Origin of the sequence: Citrobacter sp. CK188, from assembly GCF_030333525.1 — a bacterium.
In the GTDB taxonomy this organism is placed as follows: Bacteria; Pseudomonadota; Gammaproteobacteria; order Enterobacterales; family Enterobacteriaceae; genus Citrobacter_B; species Citrobacter_B koseri.
On the sequence record NZ_JAOWFU010000003.1, the window covers coordinates 84,948 to 102,517 of the forward strand.

A 17,570-nucleotide genomic window follows, 5' to 3' on the forward strand; every position below is an offset into this window, starting at 1 on the left:
CGATCCGCCTCGCATCGTGACCCGTTATCCCTCAATGGGATCGACATCCAGCACCCATTTAACCTTGCGGGATTCGGGTAGCGTATTGATGAGCGCCAGCGTGCCGCTGACGATATGTTGCAGACGAATTCGCGACGGATGCTGCAACAAAATTTGCCAACGGTAGCGGCCGCCGCGTTTTGGCGCGAGCGCAGGCACCGGGCCTAATACCCAGAGCTTGTCATCCGCAAGCGGGCTGGCCTGAATCAGATTACGCAGCTGTTGCAGGAACACCGGCGCCTGCTGGTTGTTATGATCTTCCGCCCGCACAATTACATGGCTGGTCCACGGCGGAAGTTGCAGCGTTTGCCGCTCGGCCAGCGCCTGTTCAGCAAAAGCGTCATAGCCTTTGTGCAGCAAGGTTTGCAGCAAAGGGTGCTCTGGATGGTGGGTCTGCAATACCACCTCGCCCTGTTTTCCGGCGCGTCCGGCGCGGCCGGAAACCTGAGTGTAAAGCTGGGCAAAACGTTCCGCCGAACGGAAATCCGCCGAGAACAGCGCGCCGTCAACGTCCAGCAGCGCCACCAGGGTGACGTCCGGGAAATGGTGCCCTTTCGCCAGCATTTGCGTGCCGATCAAAATGCGCGCGCCGCCGCGATGGACTTCCGCCAGATGCTGCTCCAGCGCGCCTTTACGGCTGGTGGTGTCGCGGTCGATGCGCGAGACCGGCACGCCGGGAAAGAAGGGCGCCAACGCCTGCTCAAGCTGTTCTGTCCCTAACCCGACCGGCACCATATGCGTGGAGCCGCAGGAAGGGCACTGACGCGGTATCGGGCGCTGGCTGTCGCAATGGTGACAGCGCAGGTGGTGTTGCGCCTGGTGCAACGTGTAATAGTGATCGCAGCGCGGACATTCGGCAATCCAGCCGCAGTCGTGGCATAACAGCGCAGGAGCAAATCCCCGGCGGTTAAGGAAGAGAATGACCTGGTTATCTGCCTGCAGGTGCTGATGCATACGGGCGATAAGCGCGGGAGCCAGCCCGGCCTGGATCTTCTGGCTTTTTAAATCCAGCACATGCTGGAGGGCAGGGCGTGCGTTGCCTGCCCGGCGCGTCAGGCGCAGCATGCGGTACTTTTTTTGTCGCACGTTGCATAACGTCTCCAGCGCCGGTGTTGCCGAGCCGAGAATAATCGGGATTTGTTCGCTGTGAGCGCGGTATACCGCCAGGTCGCGGGCGTGGTAACGCCAGCCTTCCTGCTGCTTATAGGAGCTATCATGCTCTTCGTCGATCACAATGACGCCGAGGTTTTTAAACGGCGTAAACAACGATGAGCGGGTGCCGATGACAATCGCCGCCTCGCCGTTTTTGGCTTTCAGCCAGGCTGAGAGACGTTCGCTGTCATTTAACCCGGAGTGCAGAACTTCGACGGGGGCGTTGAAGCGCTCGCGAAAGCGGGCGATGGTTTGCGGCGTCAGGCCAATTTCCGGCACCATCACCAGCGCCTGTTTGCCCTGAGCGAGGACGTTTTCCAGTACGCTGAGATAGACCTCTGTTTTACCGGAACCCGTAACGCCCGCCAGCAGCCAGGCAGAAAAGCTGTCCGACGCGCTGTGGATGGCGCCAACGGCGGTGGCCTGTTCGGTATTGAGACGCAGCCGATCGCCACAGACGGCGTAATGGGTGCGCCAGTCGCTAAAGCCGGGCGTTTCGCTCGCCAGCTCGCACAGTCCTTTTTTATGCAGCGCCTGGAGCGCCGCGTCATTAAATTCAAGATCCGCCACCTGGTCGCGCCAGATCTTCCCCTGCCGCAGCGCGGCCAGCGCCTGTTGCTGTTTAGGCGAACGCTTCAGGCTATTGAGATCGATAGCGTGGCCGTCTTCGGTGGCGAACCAGTACCACATCGGCGCGTTGCTGGCGGGTTTCCCCTGGCGCAGCAAAATCGGCAGAGCGTGAAACAGAACGTCACCCATTGGATGGTGGTAGTAATCCGCCGCCCAAAGCAGCAAACGCCAGACGGAGGGCGAAAAGACCGGCTCGCTGTCCAGTACCTCAACGACCGCTTTCAGTTCGTTAAGCGGCAGTTCGCTTTGTTCGCTGACCGACACCACAATCCCGACGCGTTCCTGCTGTTTGCCAAACGGCACGCGCACCCGACACCCGGCTTTGACGGTCATGCCTTCTGGCAAGAGATAGTCAAAGGTGCGGGGTAGCGGAACGGGCAAGGCAACGTGCGCGACGGGCATGTAATCATCCTGGCTGACTTGAATTCTGGCGGGTTAGTATACACATTGTGATGAGGGAGCGCGGATCAGTTTGCATACGCTGGTCAAATTCTGTATGATTCGCCGCCTTTGATACACATTTGTATCATCGACCTATACTATCAACATCGCGTGGTGTCTGGCGTTAGGGCTGGAAGAGCGACGCGGCCTTAAACCGAGGTTTCCCCATGAAAAAAGATATTCACCCGAAATACGAAGAAATTACTGCAAACTGCTCTTGCGGTAATGTCATCAAAATCCGCTCTACTGCAGGTCACGACCTGAACCTGGACGTGTGCGGTAAATGCCACCCGTTCTACACTGGCAAACAGCGTGATGTTGCTACCGGTGGCCGTGTTGACCGCTTCAACAAGCGTTTCAGCATCCCGGGCAGCAAATAAGTTATTGCTGTCAAAGAAAAAAGCGCCGAAAGGCGCTTTTTTTGTCTTTGCCTGATGGCGTTGACGCTTATCAGTACCTGCGGTACTGAATCCTTCCGCCGCTATCCGGCAAAAAAATCAATACTCCCACGTATCCGGGTCGATCCCCAGTTCACGCATGATGATTTTGGCCTCTTCCGGTATTTCATCACTGCGCTCTTTACGCAAGTCTTCATCGTTCGGCAATGGTTGCCCGGTAAAGGCATGCAGAAACGCTTCACACAGCAGTTCGCTGTTGGTGGCGTGACGCAGGTTGTTCACCTGACGACGCGTGCGTTCATCGGTGAGGATTTTTAACACCTTCAGAGGAATGGAAACCGTAATCTTTTTGACTTGCTCACTCTTCTTACCGTGCTCAGCGTATGGGCTGATATATTCGCCGCTCCATTCAGCCATGAGATACCTTTAATCTTCTCGTCATTAGTTAAGGGCCAGAATCGTCGTGCCTGGCCGTAATCCCGCATAGTTTACCGTACAGGCGATATCGTGACACGGGTTAAGCGTTTGTAGATGTGCGCTAATGCATATAATTTTAACGGCTATTTCCAGTTTGCTCAATCTATACGCAAAGAAGTTTAGATGTCCAGATGTATTGACGTCTATTGTAACAATGTTTACTCTGGTGCCTGACTTTTCACCGATTCAGCCCAGGAACTTCTCAACATGACGCGTAAACAGGCCACCATCGCAGTGCGTAGCGGGTTAAATGACGACGAGCAGTACGGTTGCGTTGTCCCGCCGATTCACCTTTCCAGCACCTATAACTTCACTGGTTTTAATGAACCTCGCGCCCATGACTATTCGCGACGTGGAAATCCGACGCGTGATGTGGTTCAGCGCGCGCTGGCGGAGCTGGAGGGCGGTACGGGCGCGGTGCTGACCAATACCGGGATGTCGGCCATTCTGCTGGTGACGACCGTGTTCCTGAAGCCGGGCGATCTGCTGGTGGCGCCGCACGACTGCTACGGCGGCAGCTATCGCCTGTTTGACAGCCTGGCGAAGCGGGGCTGTTATCGCGTGCTGTTTGTCGATCAAGGTGATGAGCAGGCGCTGAAAGCGGCGCTGGCGGAAAAACCGAAGCTGGTGCTGGTGGAAAGCCCCAGTAATCCGTTGTTACGCGTGGTGGATATTGCGAAAATCTGCCAGCTGTCGCGAGAAGCGGGCGCGGTGAGCGTTGTGGACAACACGTTTTTAAGCCCTGCGCTGCAAAATCCGCTGGCGTTGGGCGCCGATCTGGTGTTGCATTCATGCACGAAATATTTAAACGGCCATTCGGATGTGGTGGCTGGCGTGGTGATTGCGAAAGATCCAGAGATTGTCACCGAACTGGCATGGTGGGCAAATAATATTGGCGTCACCGGCGGCGCGTTTGATAGCTATCTGCTGCTACGTGGGCTGCGTACTCTGGCGCCGCGAATGGACGTGGCTCAGCGCAATGCCCAGGCCATTGTGGACTATCTGCAAACCCAGCCGCTGGTGAAAAAACTGTATCATCCGTCGCTGCCGGATAATCAAGGGCACGAGATTGCCGCGCGCCAGCAAAAAGGCTTTGGCGCAATGTTGAGTTTTGAACTGGATGGCGATGAGCAGACGCTGCGTCGTTTCCTGGGCGGGCTGTCGTTGTTTACGCTGGCGGAATCCTTAGGGGGTGTTGAAAGCCTGATCTCCCACGCCGCAACGATGACACATGCAGGCATGGCGCCAGAAGCGCGTGCTGCCGCCGGAATTTCAGAGACGCTGCTGCGTATCTCCACCGGTATTGAAGATGGCGAAGATTTAATTGCCGACCTGGAAAATGGCTTCCGGGCTGCAAACAAGGGGTAAACATGAGTGTGATTGCGCAGGCAGGGGCGAAGGGTCGTCAACTGCATAAATTTGGTGGCAGTAGTCTGGCAGACGTGAAATGTTATCTGCGTGTCGCAGGCATTATGGCGGAGTACTCGCAGCCTGACGATATGATGGTTGTTTCCGCCGCCGGTAGTACCACCAACCAGTTGATTAGCTGGCTGAAGTTAAGCCAGACCGACCGCCTCTCCGCGCATCAGGTGCAACAGACGTTACGCCGCTATCAGAGCGATCTGATCAGCGGGCTGCTTCCCGCCGACGTTGCGGATGGTCTGATCAGCGCTTTCATTAGCGATCTGGAGCGTCTTGCCGCGCTGCTCGACAGCGGCGTGACCGATGCCGTTTATGCCGAAGTCGTCGGACACGGCGAGATCTGGTCTGCGCGTCTGATGTCCGCAGTGCTGAATGAGCAAGGACTGGCGTCGGCATGGCTGGACGCGCGTGAGTTTTTACGCGCTGAACGCGCCGCGCAGCCGCAGGTAGATGAAGGTCTCTCTTACCCGTTACTGCAACAGCTGCTGGTGCAGCATCCGGGCAAGCGCCTGGTCGTTACCGGTTTTATCAGTCGCAGCAATGCGGGCGAAACGGTGCTGCTGGGCCGTAACGGTTCTGACTATTCCGCCACGCAAATTGGCGCGCTGGCGGGTGTTTCCCGCGTTACCATCTGGAGCGATGTGGCCGGGGTTTACAGCGCCGACCCGCGTAAAGTGAAAGATGCCTGCCTGCTGCCGCTGTTGCGTCTGGATGAAGCCAGCGAGCTGGCGCGTCTGGCCGCGCCGGTTCTGCACGCCCGTACCCTACAGCCGGTTTCCGGCAGCGATATCGATTTGCAGTTGCGCTGTAGCTACACGCCGGATCAGGGGTCCACGCGCATTGAACGCGTGCTGGCGTCCGGCACCGGGGCGCGTATCGTCACCAGTCATGATGACGTTTGCCTGATTGAGTTTCAGGTGCCCGCCAGCCAGGACTTTAAACTGGCCTGGAGAGACGTCGACCAGATTCTGAAACGGGCGCAGGTGCGTCCGCTGGCGGTTGGCGTGCATAACGATCGCCATCTGCTGCAATTCTGCTACACCTCTGAAGTCGCTGATAGCGCATTAAAAATTCTTGATGAAGCGGGCCTGCCGGGCGAATTGCGCCTGCGTCAGGGGCTGGCGCTGGTCGCGATGGTTGGCGCTGGCGTCACCCGTAACCCGCTGCACTGCCACCGCTTCTGGCAACAGCTGAAAGGCCAGCCGGTTGAATTTACCTGGCAGTCGGAAGAGGGGATCAGCCTGGTGGCCGTACTGCGCACCGGCCCGACTGAAAGCCTGATTCAGGGGTTGCACCAGTCTATTTTCCGCGCGGAAAAACGCATCGGCCTGGTGCTGTTCGGCAAAGGCAACATTGGTTCCCGCTGGCTGGAACTGTTTGCCCGCGAGCAGAGCACGCTCTCCGCGCGTACCGGGTTTGAATTCGTCCTGGCGGGCGTGGTGGATAGCCGTCGCAGCCTGCTGAACTACGAAGGGCTGGATGCCAGCCGTGCGCTGGCGTTCTTCAACGACGAAGCGATTGAGCAGGATGAAGAGTCGCTGTTCCTGTGGATGCGCGCCCACCCGTATGACGATCTGGTGGTGCTGGATGTCACCGCCAGCGAGCAACTGGCCGATCAGTATCTTGATTTCGCCAGCCACGGTTTCCACGTCATCAGCGCCAATAAACTGGCGGGGGCGAGCACCAGCGATAAATATCGCCAGATCCACGACGCGTTCGAAAAAACCGGGCGTCACTGGCTGTATAACGCGACCGTCGGCGCGGGCCTGCCGATCAACTATACGGTGCGCGATCTGATTGACAGCGGCGATGCCATTCTGTCGATCAGCGGGATCTTCTCCGGCACGCTGTCGTGGCTGTTCCTGCAATTTGACGGTTCCATACCGTTTACCGATCTGGTGGATCAGGCCTGGCAGCAGGGGCTGACCGAGCCGGACCCGCGTGTTGACCTTTCTGGTAAAGATGTGATGCGCAAGCTGGTGATTCTGGCGCGTGAAGCGGGTTACGACATCGAACCGGACCAGGTGCGCGTTGAATCGCTGGTGCCCACACACTGCGAAGAGGGATCTGTCGATCACTTCTTTGAAAATGGCGATGAGCTGAATGAGCAGATGGTACAGCGTCTGGAAGCCGCTCGTGAAATGGGGCTGGTGCTGCGCTACGTGGCGCGTTTCGACGCCAACGGTAAAGCGCGCGTTGGCGTTGAAGCGGTGCGCCCGGAACATCCGCTGGCGGCGCTGCTGCCGTGCGATAACGTCTTTGCCATCGAAAGCCGCTGGTATCGCGACAATCCGCTGGTGATCCGCGGGCCGGGGGCCGGTCGTGACGTCACCGCCGGGGCGATTCAGTCGGATATCAACCGCCTGGCGCAGCTGCTGTAGTGTTTGTTGCCGGATGGCGCTGCGCTTATCCGGCCTACGGAACATGTAGGTCGGATAAGGCAACGCCGCCACCCGGCGCTTCACCGAGTCGCAAACACCTCTTTTGCGGCGAACAGACCGTTCAGCGCAGCCGGAAAACCGGCATAAACCGCCATCTGCATTATCACTTCGATAATTTCCTCCTGCGTTAGCCCCACATGTCGCGCAGCGGCAATATGTACCTTCAGCTGCGGCGTGGCGTTGCCCAGCGCGGTTAACGCGGCGACGGTTGCGATTTCCCGACTGCGTAAATCCAGCCCTGGCCGGGAATAGATATCGCCAAACGGAAATTCGATCAGATAGCGGGCAAAATCTGGCGCAATGTCTTGCAAACTTTCGATCACCGCATCGCCACCCTTGCCATCCACCTGTTGCAGCATTTTCTGACCGGTAATAAAGCGTTCTGAATGCATAGTGTATTCCTCGTTTGTCTGGAGTCTGTGGCGTGAGGATAGGGGGCGCGGAATGATTTGGATAATACCGTTTCCGTGATACCTTTTCGGTATGACAACATCCCCTCTGCACTCTCTGGATATCCGCTTGCTACGCTACTTTGCCGTGGTGGCGGAAGAGAACAATATGAGCCGCGCGGCACAGCGACTGTTTATGTCGCAACCGCCGCTGAGCCGCCATATTCGCCAGCTTGAAGAACGCCTGGGGGTGACGCTTTTTGTCCGTCATACTCGTGGACTCACGCTGACGGATGAGGGGCTACGCGCGCTGGAAATCGTCCGCCCGCTGCTGGCGCAGCAGGACAAAACGTATGCTGCGCTGAATCAACTGGCGCAAACCGGCGCGCAATCGCTGCGTTTAGGGCTGAGCACCGCGTTTGAGCAGGGGATTTTTGCCCCCCTGGAGGCGCAGCTGAATACGCGTGTGGAGAGGCTGCATATTGTGCGTCATGGTTCGCCTGAACTGGTACGCCAGGTACGTCGGGGGAAACTGGATGCGGCGCTGGTGGCGCTGCCGCTTGAGGCCACAGGGTTAACCGTCACGCCGCTCGACTGGCAAGAACCGTTGATTGCCGCATTACCCTCCGTCTGGCCGGAAGCGAGCCTGACGTCGCTCTCCTTAGCTGCGCTTAACCACCGCCCGCTGTTCTGGTTCAAACGGGAACGTAATCCGGCCTTTTTTGACTACACCCGACACATTTTCCGTCGCGCTGGCTACGCCCCCTCCTGCCTTGAAGAACCGCTGGAACATGATGTGCTGCTCGCGCGAATCGCCCACGGCGATGGCCTGAGTTTGCTCCCGGGCTCGTTTGCCGCTATTCAGCGCCAGGGCGTGATATTCCGCGTACTTAGCGACACTGAATTACGTATTCGTGCCGGGCTGGTGATGCTGCCTGAGAACGCTGTACGGTTGCGGTGGTTAAATACGCTTGCGATGCAATCCTTCATTATTTCGGACTGATTTGAATTTTTTTCACGTTGTCTGAGTATTCCTCACCTTTAACAGTGATTTTTCTGTTGACGGCATCCCACTTTTCGGTCATTTTTACATCCAGACGTCTAAACGGATAGATGTTCACAACACAACATATAATGACATGCGATTGATGAGGTAAGGTATGAGCTTTTTTCACGCCAACCAGCGGGAAGCCCTGAATCAGAGCCTGGCGGAAGTTCAGGGTCAGATTAATGTTTCGTTCGAGTTTTTCCCGCCGCGCACCAGTGAAATGGAGCAAACCCTGTGGAACTCTATCGATCGACTGAGCAGCCTGAAACCGAAGTTTGTCTCCGTGACCTACGGCGCCAACTCCGGTGAGCGCGACCGTACGCACAGCATCATCAAAGGCATTAAAGAGCGTACGGGCCTGGAAGCCGCGCCGCACCTGACCTGCATCGACGCCACCCGCGATGAACTGCGTACCATTGCCCAGGATTACTGGAATAACGGTATCCGCCATATTGTTGCCCTGCGCGGCGACCTGCCACCGGGGAGCGGCAAGCCGGATATGTATGCCGCTGACCTGGTCAGCTTACTGAAAGAGGTTGCCGATTTTGATATCTCCGTCGCCGCTTACCCGGAAGTCCACCCGGAAGCGAAAAGCGCGCAGGCGGATCTGCTCAACCTGAAACGCAAAGTCGATGCTGGCGCTAACCGCGCAATTACCCAGTTTTTCTTCGATGTGGAAAGCTACCTGCGTTTTCGCGATCGCTGCGTCTCTGCGGGTATTGATGTCGAAATTATTCCGGGCATTCTGCCGGTCTCCAACTTTAAGCAGGCGAAGAAATTCGCTGATATGACTAACGTGCGCATTCCGGCGTGGATGTCACAGATGTTTGACGGCCTGGATGACGATGCGGAAACCCGCAAGCTGGTTGGGGCGAATATCGCGATGGACATGGTGAAGATCCTGAGCCGTGAAGGCGTGAAAGATTTCCACTTCTACACCCTGAACCGCGCTGAAATGAGTTACGCCATTTGCCACACGTTGGGTGTGCGGCCCGGCCTGTAACATGATTAGCCCTCTTCGGAGGGCTTTTTTATGCACATTTTGATCTGACGCCTGATACATAAATTTAAAAGATATTAGCTATCGAATCTGTGGGTTATTTCAACTATATCTTATCGTTGGTGATGTATATCGTAACGATAACACTGTAGAGGGAGCATATAGATGAGCATGTCTGACGATACCCATAATTCATTGTCTACCGGGAAGTGCCCTTTCCATCAGGGCAGCCACGACCGTAGCGCGGGTGCTGGCACCAGCAGCCACGACTGGTGGCCTAACCAACTCCGTGTAGATCTTTTGAATCAACACTCCAACCGTTCGAACCCGCTGGGTGAGGACTTCGACTACCGCAAAGAATTTAGCAAACTCGACTATTCCGCCCTGAAAGGGGATCTTAAAGCTCTCCTGTCCGATTCTCAGCCGTGGTGGCCTGCGGACTGGGGCAGCTATGCCGGTCTGTTTATTCGTATGGCATGGCATGGCGCGGGCACTTATCGTTCCGTCGACGGGCGCGGCGGCGCCGGACGCGGGCAGCAGCGTTTTGCACCGCTGAACTCCTGGCCGGACAACGTCAGCCTGGATAAGGCGCGTCGTCTGCTGTGGCCTATCAAGCAGAAATATGGCCAGAAAATCTCCTGGGCCGACCTGTTTATTCTGGCGGGTAACGTGGCGCTGGAGAACTCCGGTTTCCGTACGTTCGGTTTTGGCGCCGGGCGTGAAGATGTGTGGGAACCGGATCTTGATGTGAACTGGGGGGATGAGAAAGCCTGGCTGACGCACCGTCATCCCGAAGCGCTGGCGAAAGCGCCGTTAGGCGCCACCGAAATGGGGCTTATCTACGTTAACCCGGAAGGGCCGGATCACAGCGGTGAACCACTTTCCGCCGCTGCGGCTATCCGCGCGACGTTCGGCAATATGGGCATGAACGATGAAGAAACCGTGGCGCTGATTGGCGGCGGTCACACGCTGGGTAAAACCCACGGTGCGGCGGCGGCGTCCCATGTTGGCGTTGATCCAGAAGCCGCGCCGATTGAATTGCAGGGGCTGGGCTGGAGCAGTGACTACGGCAGCGGCGCAGGCGGCGATGCGATTACCTCGGGTCTGGAAGTGGTCTGGTCGCAGACGCCGACCCAGTGGAGTAATTACTTCTTCGAAAACCTGTTCAAATACGAGTGGGTGCAGACGCGCAGCCCGGCGGGCGCGATCCAGTTCGAAGCGGTTGATGCGCCAGAAATCATTCCCGATCCGTTCGATCCGTCGAAGAAACGTAAACCCACCATGCTGGTGACTGACCTGACGCTGCGTTTCGATCCAGAATTCGAGAAAATTTCCCGCCGTTTCCTCAACGATCCGCAGGCGTTTAACGAAGCATTCGCCCGCGCATGGTTCAAACTGACGCACAGGGATATGGGGCCAAAAGCGCGCTATATCGGGCCGGAAGTACCGAAAGAAGATCTGATTTGGCAGGACCCGCTGCCGCAGCCGGTATTTAATCCGAGCCAGGAAGACATCGTCAACCTGAAGGCCGCGATTGCCGCGTCCGGGCTTTCCGTCAGCGAACTGGTGTCGGTTGCATGGGCATCTGCGTCAACCTTCCGTGGCGGCGATAAACGTGGCGGCGCCAACGGCGCTCGCCTGGCTTTAGCGCCGCAGCGAGACTGGGATGTGAACGCCGCTGCGGCGCGCGTTCTGCCGGTTCTGGAAGAGATTCAGAAATCGTCCGGGAAGGCATCTCTGGCCGATATCATCGTCCTTGCGGGCGTTGTCGGTGTGGAGCAGGCAGCAAGTGCGGCGGGCGTCAGCATCAGCGTGCCGTTCGCGCCAGGCCGTGTGGATGCTCGTCAGGATCAGACGGATATCGAGATGTTTGAGCTTCTCGAACCGATCGCAGACGGCTTCCGTAACTATCGCGCACGGCTTGATGTGTCGACCACCGAGTCACTGCTGATTGATAAAGCGCAGCAGCTGACGCTGACCGCGCCGGAGATGACGGCGCTGGTGGGTGGGATGCGCGTTCTGGGCGCTAACTTTGATGGCAGCCAGAATGGCGTGTTTACCGACCGCCCGGGCGTACTCAGCAATGATTTCTTTGTGAATCTGCTGGATATGCGTAACGAGTGGAAAGCGGCGGACGAATCGAAAGAGCTGTTCGAAGGCCGCGATCGCCTGAGCGGTGAGGTGAAATTTACGGCTACCCGCGCAGACCTGGTATTCGGTTCTAACTCGGTACTGCGTGCCCTGGCGGAAGTCTACGCCAGCAGCGATGCGCGCGAGAAATTCGTGAAGGATTTCGTCGCGGCATGGGTGAAAGTGATGAACCTGGATCGTTTCGATCTGCTGTAAGCCATCTCAGTAAAATGTGTAGGCCGGATAAGCGTCAGCGCCATCCGGCAAATAAAAAAAGCCCGCACGATCTGCGGGCTTTTTGTCTCTCCTGACCGTTATTCCCACTCTTGCAGGAAACGCTGACCATACTGGTCGGCAACCAGCAGGGCGGCGTAAACCTGATCCGGCGTGGCGCCGCCAGGCATGTTGTGAATGGTTTCGCCTTCCGCGCAGGAGGCTTCCGCCACCGTGCGCATCTTCGCCGGAATGTCCTGCTTAATATCCAGTTGCGCCAGCGTGATCGGCAGGCCAACGGAATGGCACAACGCCGCAGCGGTTTCGATCTCTTCAACCGGCGCGTTTTCCAGTACCAGTTGTGTCAGCGTGCCGAACGCCACTTTCTCACCGTGATAGTAGTGATGCGCGTCTGGAATCGCCGTCAGGCCGTTATGTATGGCATGCGCCGCCGCCAGACCGCCGCTTTCAAAACCGACGCCGCTCAGGTAAGTGTTGGCTTCAATCACGCGTTCCAGCGCTGGCGTGACGACATGCTGCTCAGCCGCCAGCATGGCCTTTTCACCCTCTTCGATCAGCGTGTTATAGCACAACTCCGCCAGCGCGAGCGCCGCCTGTGTACACTTGCCGCCCGCCATCGTGGTCGCGCCGCTGCGTGAACAGGCGCGCGCTTCAAACCAGGTCGCCAGCGCATCGCCGATACCGGCAGCCAGCAGACGCGCGGGCGCGCCCGCAACGATTTTGGTATCAACAATCACCATATTCGGGTTACGCGGCAGCATCAGATAGCGTTCAAACTCGCCTGCATCGGTGTAGATCACGGAAAGCGCGCTACAGGGGGCATCGGTAGAGGCGATGGTCGGCGCGATAGCGACCGGGACATCCATAAAGTGGGCCAGCGCTTTCGCGGTATCCAGCGTTTTGCCGCCGCCGATGCCGAGAACGGCGCCGCACTGCGCTTTATCTGCGACGATACGCAGACGATCGATTTCATTTTGCGAACATTCGCCGCCAAATGGCGCGATGTCCAGAGCCAGTCCGGCATCCTGGAAACTTTTCTCCAGCGCGGACTGGGCAAAATTTAAGACAAACTTGTCTCCGACCACCAGCCAGCGTTCGGCCAGGGGTTTGAGATATTCTCCAAGACGTGTGATGACATCTGCACCCTGGATGTATTTACCAGGAGATTGAATAATGTGGTCCATACTTTATTTCCCTCACAGGTTGATGTGGCCAAATGCGTTATTCCAGTCTTGCTCAAACTTCCCTATAGCTGACTCTACCGCAGGGGTATTGAGCATTTGTTGAGCTACATCTAAAGGAAGGGTGATTGCTTCGCATCCTGCGAGTAAGCAATCCAGCGCCTGACGCGGCGTTTTAAAGCTGGCGGCCAGTACCATGCTGCCAGGCGCATGCATCTCCAGCAAGGTTTGCAGTTCCTGCACCATACGGATGCCGTCGCCGCCCTGGGCATCAACCCGATTGACATACGGGGCGACGTATTTTGCGCCTGCCAGCGCCGCCAGCAAGCCCTGCGCTGCGCTGTAGACAGCCGTTCCCAGCGTCGTAATACCTTCTTTTTTGAGCTGTTTGATCGCTGCCAGACCTTCGGCAGTGACTGGAATCTTCACCACAATACCGGGAATGGCATTGCTCAGGCGTTTGGCTTCTTCCACCATTCCTTGCGCATCGCGGCTCATCGTCTGGGCAAATAGCGTTCCCTCTTCGCCGATGGCTTTTTGCAGGCGAGGCAGTACATCCCAGATGGATTCTTTACTCGCCGCCACAATGCTTGGGTTGGTGGTGACGCCAGCAACAGGGAAGATGCGCGCCAGACGTTCGACTTCCGCGACGTTCGCGGTATCCAGATAGAGTTCCATTTTGCTCCCTCTTAGAGTTCAAGTTCATGTTGCAACAGGCTGGCAATTGCCTCGGCAGATGCGGCGTTGACCAGCGCGTTGCGGAATTCTTCGTGCATAATGCGGCGGGCCAGGCGTGAGAAAATGCGCATATGCTGGTCGCCTGCGGCGTGTTTGTTGAGTGTCAGCATGATGATGAACTGCGCATCGTCATCGCCCCAGCGTACCGGCGCTTTCAGACGCGCCACGCTGATGGTGGACTGCTCAATGTGTTCAGATTTGCTGTGCGGAATGGCGAAGCTAAACCCTAACCCGGTGGAGAACACGGCTTCACGCGCCCACAGGTCGGCCTCCAGCTTGCGCGGGTAGCGACAGCGGCTTGCCAGCAGCAGGTTGTCGGTCATCCCCTTGATCACCTCTTCTTTGCTGCGCCAGTCGCTATCAAGCGTGATGCACTGGGCGGTGACCAGCGGCGCGTCCTGCTGGGCCATGCGGAATTGCGCCAGCAGATGCTCCACTTCCAGCGAGGTGCGACAGGCCATCGCCTGATTCAGCAACTGGCGGCAGGCACGACTGTCGAGCTGCGCCATCCGCGCTTTAGCGGCAGGAATTGACGGCGCGCTCATGCTGATCTCGTCCAGCCCCAGACCGACCAGCAGCGGCAACACTGACCCCTTCGCGCCGAGTTCGCCGCACAGGCCAATCCATTTCCCCTGACGATGTACCGCCTGTACGGCGAAATCCAGCGCGCGCAGGAAGGCCGGATTCAGGCTGTTGTAGTGACGAGTGACTTTGGCGTTGTCGCGATCGACCGCCAGCAGGTATTGCGTCAGGTCATTGCTGCCAATACTGAAGAAATCAATCTCTTCACAGCACTGGTCGATGATGAACATCACCGATGGCACTTCCAGCATGATGCCGAGGGGGATCTTCTCATCAAACGGGACGTGCTCGTTGCGTAACTGCTGTTTAGCCTCCGCCAGCTTCTCTTTGACCCACAGGATCTCTTCCATTGAGGAGATCATCGGGATCATGATTTTCAGGCTGCCATGTGCGGAAGCGCGGAGGATCGATCGCAGCTGCGTGGTAAACAGCGTGGCGTACTCTTCATAAATACGTACGGCGCGATAGCCGAGGAACGGGTTGGCTTCCGCAGGAATGTTCAGATAATCAACGGGCTTGTCACCGCCGATATCCATCGTGCGCACAATAATGCTACGGCCCTGTGCGGACTCCAGCGCTTGGCAAAAAATGTTGTACAGCTCGTTCTCGCAAGGTGCGCTGATTCTGTCCATATACAGCATTTCTGTACGGAACAGACCAACCGCTTCCGCGCCGTTGCCGAATGCCGCTTGCGCTTCGACGGAGTGCGCAATGTTGGCGGCCACTTCCATACGGATACCGTCGGCAGTGCGTGCTTGTTGGGTCAGCCAGATACGCTGTTGCTCGCGTAAAGCGTCCTGCACACGGGCTTCCTGTTGGTAGTAACGGGTGACGGGTTCATCTGGCACAACGACAATCGCACCGGCGTTGCCGTCGATATAGACCGTCTGGTGCAGCCACGGCGTTAGCGCCTCAATATCCACGCCAACCAGCGTGGGAATGTTGAATGAGCGGGCAAGAATAACCGTGTGCGAAGTCGTACCGCCGCTTTTTAACAACAAGCCTTTGAGGAACGTTTTGTCCAGTTCGAGGAACTGGCTTGGGGTGAGTTCATCGGCCATACAGACGGTGGGTTGGGTCAGTTTGCCTGGCGCCGGGAAGCGTTGTTCGCCATAAATTTGTTGCAGGAGCTGGAAGCAGACGTCGCGTACGTCCAGCGCGCGTTCCTGTAAATAGCGGCTGCTGGAACGGGCAAACTCATCACAAAAGTGCCCGGCGCTTTCGACTATCGCCTGCGCACAGCTTAAACCGCGCGCAACGCCTGCCAGCAAATGTTGGCGCAGGGAGGTGTCGCCTGCCAGCGAACGGTGGGCTTCCAGAATAGCGCTGGTGGCGCCGTCGCTGTCGAGCTGGCGGAACGCAATATTCTTTATCAGCAGCGTTAAGCCGTTATCCAGCGCAGATTGCTCGGTCTCTATATCACTGGCAGCAGGAAGTTCGCCGAGCGTATTGAGATCCAGCGAGGAGAGCTGCGTCAGAACGCCGCCCGCGCTGCCGGTGCAGACGGCGCGGGCGCGAAAAAACAGCGGGTTCAGGTTTGTCAGCGACGCCGGAAGCGGCTCCAGCTCACTATTTTTGATCTCCGCCAGAGGCGCATCGCAAAGGGGGAATTCATCGCGCAGCCATTGGCTCAGGCGCTGGTGGGCATCCTGTTCGTCCGTACCCGAAATCAACAACTGACAGGCGTCGCCTGCCAGCGTGTCGGTGCCAATCAGCGCCAGCGCGCTTTTGGCGTTGCCTTTACGGTCGGTGCGCAGGTTATGCCACTCAATGTGTGAGGTAAAAGTGTTGCACAGCGTCTCAACGTGGCTTGCCGGGCGGGCGTGTACGCCATTGGGCAGCTCACAGGTAAATTCCACAATCAGGGCCATTGCCTTTCTCCCATAACGATTTTCTGGCTACAGGATAAAAGGGCGTTGCCGCATAGTGCCATGTGACAAAACTGCCAAACGCTGGACAAATGTAACATACACGTCAAATTGCGAGACACTTCACAAGTCGGAATGCGGCATCTTATTTCTGAGGTTTGATAAGTTATGAGGCGGATCGCATTTTTGTACTGATATTACAAAAATCCAGTAAATGGCCTTTTTATCCACTGTCTGCGCCGCGTTGGATTGCCTATTGTTTGCCACAACAACGTTATGGATAAGGGCCTGAAGTGGCCCGGGAGCGACTTATGAAAGAGTTGGTGCAGATCCTGAAAAACACCCGTCAACATCTGATGACCGGTGTTTCGCATATGATCCCCTTCGTCGTAGCGGGTGGGATCTTGCTGGCGGTTTCCGTCATGCTGTATGGCAAAGGCGCTGTTCCCGATGTCGCGACCGATCCTAATCTCAAGAAGCTTTTTGATATTGGCGTCGCAGGGCTGACGCTGATGGTGCCTTTTCTCGCCGCCTATATTGGCTACTCCATTGCTGAACGTTCCGCGCTGGCGCCTTGCGCGATCGGCGCCTGGGTGGGCAACAGCTTTGGCGCCGGGTTCTTTGGCGCGCTCATCGCCGGGATTATCGGCGGTATCGTCGTGCATTATCTGAAGAAAATCCCGGTGCATAAGGTATTGCGCTCGGTGATGCCTATCTTTGTTATCCCTATCGTCGGCACCTTCATTACCGCAGGCATCATGATGTGGGGGCTGGGCGAACCGGTTGGCGCGTTAACCACCAGCCTGACCCAATGGCTGCAAGGAATGCAGCAGGGCAGCATCGTGCTGCTGGCGGTCATCATGGGGTTGATGCTGGCCTTCGATATGGGCGGCCCGATTAACAAAGTGGCCTACGCCTTCATGCTGATTTGCGTGGCGCAGGGCGTATACAGCGTGGTGGCGATTGCTGCGGTGGGCATCTGCGTTCCGCCGCTGGGTCTGGGCCTGGCAACGCTGGTTGGTCGTAAAAACTTCTCTTCTGAAGAACGTGAAGCCGGTAAAGCCGCGCTGGTAATGGGCTGCGTTGGGGTCACGGAAGGCGCGATTCCCTTCGCTGCCGCCGATCCGCTGCGCGTGATCCCATCCATTATGGTTGGCTCTGCCTGTGGTGCGGTAACGGCTGCGCTGTTTGGCGCGCAGTGTTATGCCGGCTGGGGCGGGCTGATTGTTCTGCCGGTTGTGGAAGGCAAGCTGGGTTATATCGCGGCAGTCGCTGTCGGGGCGGTAGTGACGGCAATCTGCGTTAACGTGCTGAAAAGTCTGGCGCGTAAGAAAGTGTCTCAGGTTGATGAGAAAGAAGACGACCTGGATTTAGAGTTTGAGATGAATTAAGTGAGGAAT

Annotated in this window: 13 protein-coding genes; 7 read left to right on the plus strand and 6 right to left on the minus strand. The window is 57.3% G+C overall.

Translation table 11 applies throughout. The features are described from left to right. Positions 1-24 precede the first annotated feature (24 nt). Positions 25-2,223 (minus strand): primosomal protein N', encoded by a 2,199-nt coding sequence (gene priA, locus OGV67_RS01720; protein WP_286464850.1) that lies wholly within the window; start codon positions 2,221-2,223, stop codon positions 25-27. A 206-nt stretch (positions 2,224-2,429) separates the two neighbouring features. On the opposite strand from priA, the gene rpmE reads away from it, so the two are divergent. Further along, positions 2,430-2,642: a 50S ribosomal protein L31 gene (gene rpmE / locus OGV67_RS01725; protein WP_024130659.1), complete on the plus strand. Its 213-nt coding sequence runs from the start codon at positions 2,430-2,432 to the stop codon at positions 2,640-2,642. Between the two features lie 117 nt (positions 2,643-2,759). Here rpmE and metJ read toward each other — a convergent pair whose 3' ends face one another. Next, the gene (gene metJ / locus OGV67_RS01730) at positions 2,760-3,077 is read right to left on the minus strand and encodes a met regulon transcriptional regulator MetJ (RefSeq protein WP_012133855.1); all 318 of its coding nucleotides are present in this window, start codon (positions 3,075-3,077) and stop codon (positions 2,760-2,762) included. Positions 3,078-3,344: 267 nt separating this feature from the next. On the opposite strand from metJ, the gene metB reads away from it, so the two are divergent. Continuing rightward, on the plus strand, positions 3,345-4,505 hold the full coding sequence (metB, locus tag OGV67_RS01735) for a cystathionine gamma-synthase (protein WP_047459810.1): 1,161 nt from the start codon (positions 3,345-3,347) through the stop codon (positions 4,503-4,505). A 2-nt stretch (positions 4,506-4,507) separates the two neighbouring features. Then, positions 4,508-6,940 (plus strand): bifunctional aspartate kinase/homoserine dehydrogenase II, encoded by a 2,433-nt coding sequence (metL, locus tag OGV67_RS01740; RefSeq protein ID WP_047459806.1) that lies wholly within the window; start codon positions 4,508-4,510, stop codon positions 6,938-6,940. Positions 6,941-7,020: 80 nt separating this feature from the next. On the opposite strand, the gene OGV67_RS01745 is transcribed toward metL, so the two are convergent. After that, positions 7,021-7,392, minus strand: coding sequence for a carboxymuconolactone decarboxylase family protein (locus OGV67_RS01745; RefSeq protein WP_012133851.1), 372 nt, complete (start codon positions 7,390-7,392; stop codon positions 7,021-7,023). Between the two features lie 91 nt (positions 7,393-7,483). Here OGV67_RS01745 and OGV67_RS01750 point away from each other — a divergent pair, with 91 nt between their 5' ends. From OGV67_RS01750 to katG, 3 genes are all read left to right on the plus strand, one after another. Next, positions 7,484-8,392 (plus strand): LysR family transcriptional regulator, encoded by a 909-nt coding sequence (locus OGV67_RS01750; protein ID WP_058668383.1) that lies wholly within the window; start codon positions 7,484-7,486, stop codon positions 8,390-8,392. Positions 8,393-8,549: 157 nt separating this feature from the next. Beyond that, the gene (gene metF, locus OGV67_RS01755) at positions 8,550-9,440 is read left to right on the plus strand and encodes a methylenetetrahydrofolate reductase (RefSeq protein WP_012133849.1); all 891 of its coding nucleotides are present in this window, start codon (positions 8,550-8,552) and stop codon (positions 9,438-9,440) included. Between the two features lie 162 nt (positions 9,441-9,602). Continuing rightward, positions 9,603-11,783 (plus strand): catalase/peroxidase HPI, encoded by a 2,181-nt coding sequence (gene katG, locus OGV67_RS01760; RefSeq protein ID WP_012133848.1) that lies wholly within the window; start codon positions 9,603-9,605, stop codon positions 11,781-11,783. Between the two features lie 98 nt (positions 11,784-11,881). Here katG and gldA read toward each other — a convergent pair whose 3' ends face one another. Genes gldA through ptsP form a run of 3 tightly spaced genes read right to left on the minus strand, consistent with a single transcriptional unit; the run spans position 11,882 to position 16,173 of the window. Beyond that, entirely contained in the window at positions 11,882-12,985 is a 1,104-nt protein-coding gene (gene gldA, locus OGV67_RS01765) for a bifunctional L-1,2-propanediol dehydrogenase/glycerol dehydrogenase (RefSeq protein WP_115615268.1), read from the minus strand. 12 nt (positions 12,986-12,997) lie between these two features. After that, on the minus strand, positions 12,998-13,660 hold the full coding sequence (fsa, locus tag OGV67_RS01770; protein WP_058668384.1) for a fructose-6-phosphate aldolase: 663 nt from the start codon (positions 13,658-13,660) through the stop codon (positions 12,998-13,000). An 11-nt stretch (positions 13,661-13,671) separates the two neighbouring features. After that, entirely contained in the window at positions 13,672-16,173 is a 2,502-nt protein-coding gene (gene ptsP / locus OGV67_RS01775; RefSeq protein WP_286464851.1) for a phosphoenolpyruvate--protein phosphotransferase, read from the minus strand. Between the two features lie 308 nt (positions 16,174-16,481). On the opposite strand from ptsP, the gene OGV67_RS01780 reads away from it, so the two are divergent. After that, positions 16,482-17,561, plus strand: a complete 1,080-nt coding sequence (locus tag OGV67_RS01780; RefSeq protein WP_049008130.1) for a PTS fructose transporter subunit EIIC — start codon at positions 16,482-16,484, stop codon at positions 17,559-17,561. Positions 17,562-17,570 lie beyond the last annotated feature (9 nt).

What these genes read in the sequence shown, in the direction of transcription:
- OGV67_RS01750 (WP_058668383.1), top strand. Translation starts at nt 7,484, where the DNA reads ATGACAACATCCCCTCTGCACTCTCTGGATATCCGCTTGCTACGCTAC.
- priA (WP_286464850.1), bottom strand. Translation starts at nt 2,223, where the DNA reads ATGCCCGTCGCGCACGTTGCCTTGCCCGTTCCGCTACCCCGCACCTTT.
- rpmE (WP_024130659.1), top strand. Translation starts at nt 2,430, where the DNA reads ATGAAAAAAGATATTCACCCGAAATACGAAGAAATTACTGCAAACTGC.
- OGV67_RS01780 (WP_049008130.1), top strand. Translation starts at nt 16,482, where the DNA reads ATGAAAGAGTTGGTGCAGATCCTGAAAAACACCCGTCAACATCTGATG.
- OGV67_RS01745 (WP_012133851.1), bottom strand. Translation starts at nt 7,392, where the DNA reads ATGCATTCAGAACGCTTTATTACCGGTCAGAAAATGCTGCAACAGGTG.
- fsa (WP_058668384.1), bottom strand. Translation starts at nt 13,660, where the DNA reads ATGGAACTCTATCTGGATACCGCGAACGTCGCGGAAGTCGAACGTCTG.
- katG (WP_012133848.1), top strand. Translation starts at nt 9,603, where the DNA reads ATGAGCATGTCTGACGATACCCATAATTCATTGTCTACCGGGAAGTGC.
- gldA (WP_115615268.1), bottom strand. Translation starts at nt 12,985, where the DNA reads ATGGACCACATTATTCAATCTCCTGGTAAATACATCCAGGGTGCAGAT.
- metL (WP_047459806.1), top strand. Translation starts at nt 4,508, where the DNA reads ATGAGTGTGATTGCGCAGGCAGGGGCGAAGGGTCGTCAACTGCATAAA.
- metB (WP_047459810.1), top strand. Translation starts at nt 3,345, where the DNA reads ATGACGCGTAAACAGGCCACCATCGCAGTGCGTAGCGGGTTAAATGAC.
- metJ (WP_012133855.1), bottom strand. Translation starts at nt 3,077, where the DNA reads ATGGCTGAATGGAGCGGCGAATATATCAGCCCATACGCTGAGCACGGT.
- metF (WP_012133849.1), top strand. Translation starts at nt 8,550, where the DNA reads ATGAGCTTTTTTCACGCCAACCAGCGGGAAGCCCTGAATCAGAGCCTG.
- ptsP (WP_286464851.1), bottom strand. Translation starts at nt 16,173, where the DNA reads ATGGCCCTGATTGTGGAATTTACCTGTGAGCTGCCCAATGGCGTACAC.